This is a genomic window from Sphingobium sp., from assembly GCF_041987595.1.
Lineage (GTDB): Bacteria > Pseudomonadota > Alphaproteobacteria > Sphingomonadales > Sphingomonadaceae > Sphingobium.
The window spans coordinates 236-5,712 of sequence record NZ_JBHIWJ010000161.1; the positions used below are offsets into that span (position 1 = coordinate 236).

Sequence of the window (5,477 nt, forward strand, 5' to 3'; positions counted from 1 at the left end):
GAATTAGGCGTCAAGAATGCCTCTGACCTTCCGGCGATCAAACTGTCCTACAATACGGATGACGCGCATGCGAAAATCGCGCAGTAGCCGCCTTCTCCGTCGACCGTGGCGGAAATGTGAAGGTGACGACGATGCTGCAGACCATCGAGGCGAGCGACAAACTGGCCCGCCGGATCGTCACCCTGCGCCGCGCGCTTGGCCTCGACAATCGGTCGAAGAATGGTGAGCAGCGCGACGTCAACAAGCGACGCGAGCAGGCTAAGGAAATCGAGGCCGGTCATAATCCGATGGCGGGCGACGGGGACGACCTCCTGGCGAGGCCGTCGACCATCCAGTGACGCGGGGCGAACGCGTTATCGCGTTCATCCACAAATATTGCCTGGTGCCGGAGGGCAAGCTGGTCGGGAAGCCGATGCAGCTCGATGAGTTCCAGCAGAAGTTCATCCTCGAAGTTTACGACAATCCTGTCGGCACATCCGAAGGCATCCTTTCGATAGCGCGGAAAAACGGCAAGTCCGGCCTCATCGCCGCCATCCTGCTCGCCCACATCGCCGGCCCGGAGGCCCGGCTAAACAGCCAGATCGTCAGCGGCGCGCGATCGCGCGACCAGGCAGCGCTGGTGTTCAACCTCGCATCGAAAATGGTCGCGCTCTCGCCCGACCTGTCGAAGCTCGTGCGGATCGTGCCGTCGGGCAAACGCCTGATTGGGCTGGCCAAGAATGTCGAATATAAGGCGCTCGCTGCCGACGGGCACACCTCGCACGGCCTGTCGCCGGTGCTTTCGATTCTGGACGAGTTGGGCCAGGTGCGCGGGCCGCAGGATGATTTCGTCGAGGCGATCGAGACGGCGTCAGGCGCCTATGACGATGCGCTACGCCTGATCATCTCGACCCAGGCGCCAACCGACGCGGACATGCTGTCGATCAAGATCGACGACGCGATCCGCTCCAAGGATCCGAAGATCGTCTGTCACGTCTATGCGGCGCCGCCAGATTGTGACCTACTCGACCCCGAGGCGCACCGCGCGGCGAACCCTGCGCTTGGCACGTTTCGATCCGAAGTTGAATTGCAGCAGGCGGCCGAAAAGGCGGCGCGCATGCCGTCAGCGGAAAACGGCTTCCGCAACCTGTATCTCAACCAGCGGGTCAATCGGTTCTCGCCCTTCATCTCGCCGGCCGTCTGGTCCGAGGGCGCCGTCCAGATCGACGAAGATGCGTTTATCACCGGCCCGGTCTATGGCGGCCTCGACCTCGCCGAGACGACCGACCTTTGCGCGTTCGTGCTTATCGCCAAGGGAAAAGACGGTCGCTGGCATGTCAAAGCCTGGTTTTGGAAGCCTGCGAGCACCGTCGCGGATCACGCCAAGCGCGACCGCGTGCCATATGATGTCTGGGTCAGGAACAGCCTGATCGAAACGACGCCCGGCGTCGCGGTCGACTATGAATTCGTCGCCGCCAAGATCGGCGGCATCTGCGCAGGCCTCGATGTCGCGAAGATCGGATTTGACCGGTATCGATTCAAGACGCTGGAGCAGCAGCTCGGAAAGCTAGGCATTCGCCTGCCCTTTGAGCCGTTCGGTCAGGGCCATGTTTCGATGGCGCCCGCCATGGACATCACTGAAATCGCGTTTCTCAACAAGCAGGTCGTTCACGGCGGCAATCCGGTGATGACGATGTGTGCGGCCAATGCGGTGGTGGAAAAGAACGCCGCCGGCGACCGCAAGCTCAACAAAGCGAAATCGGCGGGCCGGATCGACGGCATGGTCGCGCTGGTGATGGCGATGGGTCAGGTGGCCCTCGAAGAGCCGAAGAAGCAATCAGTATACGCCAAGCGCGGCGTCATCAGAGCGTAGGAGGGCGAATGTCCGGCATCTCGCCCAACGACTACATCCGCGCTGCCGGGGGGCGGCGATCCCACGCGCCTGGCAGGTTGGTTTCCCATACCGGCCCCAATCTGTCTGGTCCGATAGTCGCATATAGTGGCTTGGACTTTTCCGATCCCTATCTGCTTTCGCTGATGCGAGACGGTCGCGGCAGCGCAGTCGGTCTCGCCATCAACGAGCGGCTGGCTCTCCGTAACAGCACCTTCTTTCGCGCGACTTCATTGATCGCGGGGTCAATGGGCATGTTGCCGATCCATCTCATGCGACGGCGGCCGGATGGCACAACGGAAAAGGCAAAGGACCATCCGCTTTTCAATGTGCTGCATCGCAAGGCAAATAGTTATCAGACGGCAAGCCAGTTCAAGAGCTATATGCAATTGGCGGCGCTGTTCGACGGCAATGCATTTGCGCTAAAGGTGAAGTCGCGCGGCGCTGTCCGCGAGTTGATCCCGCTCCCGCGTCGCGCCGTGAAGCCCAAGCTTTCAGACGATTTTAAGCTGACGTTTGAATATGAACGTCCGAAGGGCGGTCGGGTAATCCTGCAGCAGGACGACGTCTTCCACTTCCGTTCGCCGTTGAGCCTGGATGGCCTTTGCGGCGTGTCTCTGGTTGACGTCTGTGTCGATACCTTGGGCATTGCAGCGAAGGCGCAGTCGGCAGTTGGCCGGCTCCTTACGAAAGGATCCATGGCGCGCGGGGCCCTGGAAACCGAGCAGACGCTGGGTGAAGAGGCGATCAGCAATCTGAAGGAAAGCCTTCGCGAAAACTATGCTGGCGCGGAAGCTCAAGACGACTGGATGATCCTGGAAGAGGGCCTGAAAGCGAAGCTCTTCGCGTCGAGCGCACGGGACAGTCAGTTGCGGGAGCTGATGCAGGCCGAAGCCGAAGAGATTGCGCGCTTTAGTGGCGTTCCCCGACCGCTGCTCATGTTCGATGAGACCAGCTGGGGCAGCGGCATCGAGCAACTTGGCCTATTCTTTGTGACCTATTGCCTGATGATGTGGTTCGTCATTTGGGAAGAGGCCATCTGGATGTGCCTGCTCGATCCGCGCGAGCAGGACACGATGTACGCCAAGATCAATGAGGGCGCCCTTCTGCGCGGCTCGCTGAAAGATCAGGCGGAATTTTTCGCCAAAGCCCTTGGGGCTGGTGGCAGCTTCGGCTGGATGAAGCCGAACGAGGTCAGGGGCAATTTTGACCTGAATCCTGAGGTGGGTGGCGATGACTTGCCAAGGCCAGGAACAACGGCCGCCCAGATCGCAAAAGAGGACATGACCGATGCAGCGTAATAGCTTGCTCGCTGTTCACGCAGCCCGCCCGCCAGAGATCGCCAATGTCGGCAGCGGGTCCGACTGGAAGTTCGAGGCGCGCGCACTTGCGCCTGATTTCAAGCGGTTCGAGGTGAAGGCTGCCACCGACGGCAACTCGACCATCTCTATCTTCGACTATATCGGTGATGACGGTGAAGGCGGAGGTGTGTCGGCCAAGCGGATAGCTGCGGCGCTGCGGCAACTTCAGGGGAGGCCCGTTACGGTCGAGATCAATTCGCCTGGCGGAAATTATTTCGAGGGCGTGGCAATTTACAACCTCCTGCGCCGGCATGACGCTGCCGTCGATGTCGAGGTTTTGGGTGTCGCCGCCTCGGCTGCTTCAGTCATCGCCATGGCTGGCGATACGATCGCCATCGCCGCAAATGCTGAAATCATGATCCATGAAGCGCGCGGCCTCTTCCTTGGCACAAAGTCCGATATGCGCGACGCCATTGATACCCTGACCCATATCGACGCCGCAATGTGTGCGACCTATGCCGCTCGCTCCGGTCGCCCCGCCTCCGACTTCGCCGCGATGATCGAAGGCAAGGATCAATATTTCACGGGGCAAGAGGCCATCGATGCCGGCCTCGCCGATTTGCTGATGGACCGTGAGGCAGCCATGCCGGTCTATGTTGCCGCGTCCGAACAATTCCCGAGCGACAAGGAAACGCTCGATCAGTTTCTCGCGAAGCACAAGATGCCGCGATCCGAGCGGCGCGAACTGTATCGCGCGATAGGGACCGCCAAGCCTCGCGCTGGCGACCCCGACCCTGCCATGCAGAACGCTGGCGATGACCCGGAGCCGGATATCTCCCCGCTCCTTGCAGCCCTCAAAGTCTAGAGGAAATAGACATGAACATGACGAAGAACCTGCGCGGTGCCACCGCGCTGGGCCGGGGCCTCATCGCCGTGCGCGCTGAAGCCCAGCCGAAGACCCCTGCATCGATCGCCGAACTGGCAACCGCTTTCGAGGCGTTCAAGACGGCGCACACGCAGCAGTTGGATGAGATCAAGGCCGGCAAGGTCGACGTCCTCACCACCGAAAAGCTGGACAAGATCAATGCGTCGCTCGATGAAATCACGGCAGCCGTCGACGATCAGGCCAAGCAGATCGCCGCGGTCAAGCTTAACGGCGGCGCCCCCGGCGATATGGAGCCGACCAATCCGGAATATGTTTCCGCGTTCAAGGCCCATATGCGGAAGGGTGAGATCACGGCAGCCATGTCGGTCGGCACCGCAACCGACGGCGGTTATCTCGCGCCGATCGAATGGGACCGCACCATCACCAACAAGCTGAAGCAGCTTTCCCCCATTCGCGCAAATGCCCAGGTTATCAGCATCAGTGGCCCCGGCTTTTCGCGTGTCTACAACGACGGCGTGATCGGCAGCGGCTGGGTTGGTGAGACCGCGGCGCGTCCCGAAACTGCCACCCCCGGCCTGACCACCCTCACCTTCACGCCCGGCGAAATCTACGCCAACCCGGCAATCACGCAGACCGCCCTGGATGATGTCGCGATCGATCTGGAGCAGTGGCTGGGCGACGAGGTCGACGGCGAATTCGCGATCCAGGAAAATATCGCGTTCTTGTCCGGCAACGGAACCAACAAGCCGTTCGGCATCCTAACCTACGTTACCGGCGCTGCGAACGCCGCAAAGCATCCGTTCGGCGCCATCCAGCTGACGAACGCTGCCGGCGCCGCCGCGGTCACCTCCGACGAGATTGTCGACCTGATCTATTCGCTCCCCAGCGAACGGAGCGGAAACGCGAAATTTTACCTAAACCGCTCGTCGCTCGGGAAGCTTCGCAAGCTCAAGGATGGTCAGAACAATTACATCTGGCAGCCGTCCTTTGTGGCGGGGGAGCCGTCCACCCTTGCCGGCTATCCGGTGATCGAAGTGCCGGGCATGCCGAACATCGCCGCCAGCAACGTCTCGATCCTCTTCGGCGACATGGCGGCGACCTATTTGGTGGTCGATCGCGTTGGCATCCGCGTGCTGCGCGACCCCTACACCAACAAGTCGTTCGTCCACTTCTACACGACGAAGCGCGTGGGCGGTGGTGTGCAGAACCCCGAATATATGCGGGCTCTCAAGCAGGCCGCTTCGTAACGCGCGGGGAAAGTCGGGGCCGGATTGATATCCGGCCCAACAGAGGAGATCAGCATGACTGCGACCAAGAAAACCGCCGATGGGGCGGAAAAGCTTGCTCCCGCCACGGAAGTGGCCGCTTCGGGCGCCATCATCGAGCCCGCCATCGCCACCGGCATCGATATGAGCCACCC

5 protein-coding genes are annotated in these 5,477 nt (G+C 61.1%); all 5 read left to right on the top strand.

Annotated elements, in window-relative coordinates:
• Nucleotides 1–122: 122 nt before the first annotated feature.
• Genes ACFC3J_RS21835 through ACFC3J_RS21855 form a run of 5 tightly spaced genes read left to right on the top strand, consistent with a single transcriptional unit; the run spans nucleotide 123 to nucleotide 5,304 of the window.
• Nucleotides 123–338: a hypothetical protein gene (locus tag ACFC3J_RS21835; protein ID WP_375198060.1), complete on the top strand. Its 216-nt coding sequence runs from the start codon at nucleotides 123–125 to the stop codon at nucleotides 336–338.
• On the top strand, nucleotides 335–1,852 hold the full coding sequence (locus ACFC3J_RS21840) for a terminase large subunit (protein ID WP_375198061.1): 1,518 nt from the start codon (nucleotides 335–337) through the stop codon (nucleotides 1,850–1,852). Before ACFC3J_RS21835 ends, ACFC3J_RS21840 begins: the two co-directional genes overlap by 4 nt.
• Nucleotides 1,853–1,860: 8 nt before the next feature.
• The gene (locus ACFC3J_RS21845; RefSeq protein ID WP_375198062.1) at nucleotides 1,861–3,171 is read left to right on the top strand and encodes a phage portal protein; all 1,311 of its coding nucleotides are present in this window, start codon (nucleotides 1,861–1,863) and stop codon (nucleotides 3,169–3,171) included.
• Nucleotides 3,161–4,036 carry a head maturation protease, ClpP-related gene (locus ACFC3J_RS21850; protein ID WP_375198063.1) on the top strand — a complete coding sequence of 292 codons (876 nt, stop codon included), beginning with the start codon at nucleotides 3,161–3,163 and terminating at the stop codon, nucleotides 4,034–4,036. Before ACFC3J_RS21845 ends, ACFC3J_RS21850 begins: the two co-directional genes overlap by 11 nt.
• A gap of 11 nt (nucleotides 4,037–4,047) precedes the next feature.
• Nucleotides 4,048–5,304, top strand: a complete 1,257-nt coding sequence (locus ACFC3J_RS21855; protein ID WP_375198064.1) for a phage major capsid protein — start codon at nucleotides 4,048–4,050, stop codon at nucleotides 5,302–5,304.
• Nucleotides 5,305–5,477 lie beyond the last annotated feature (173 nt).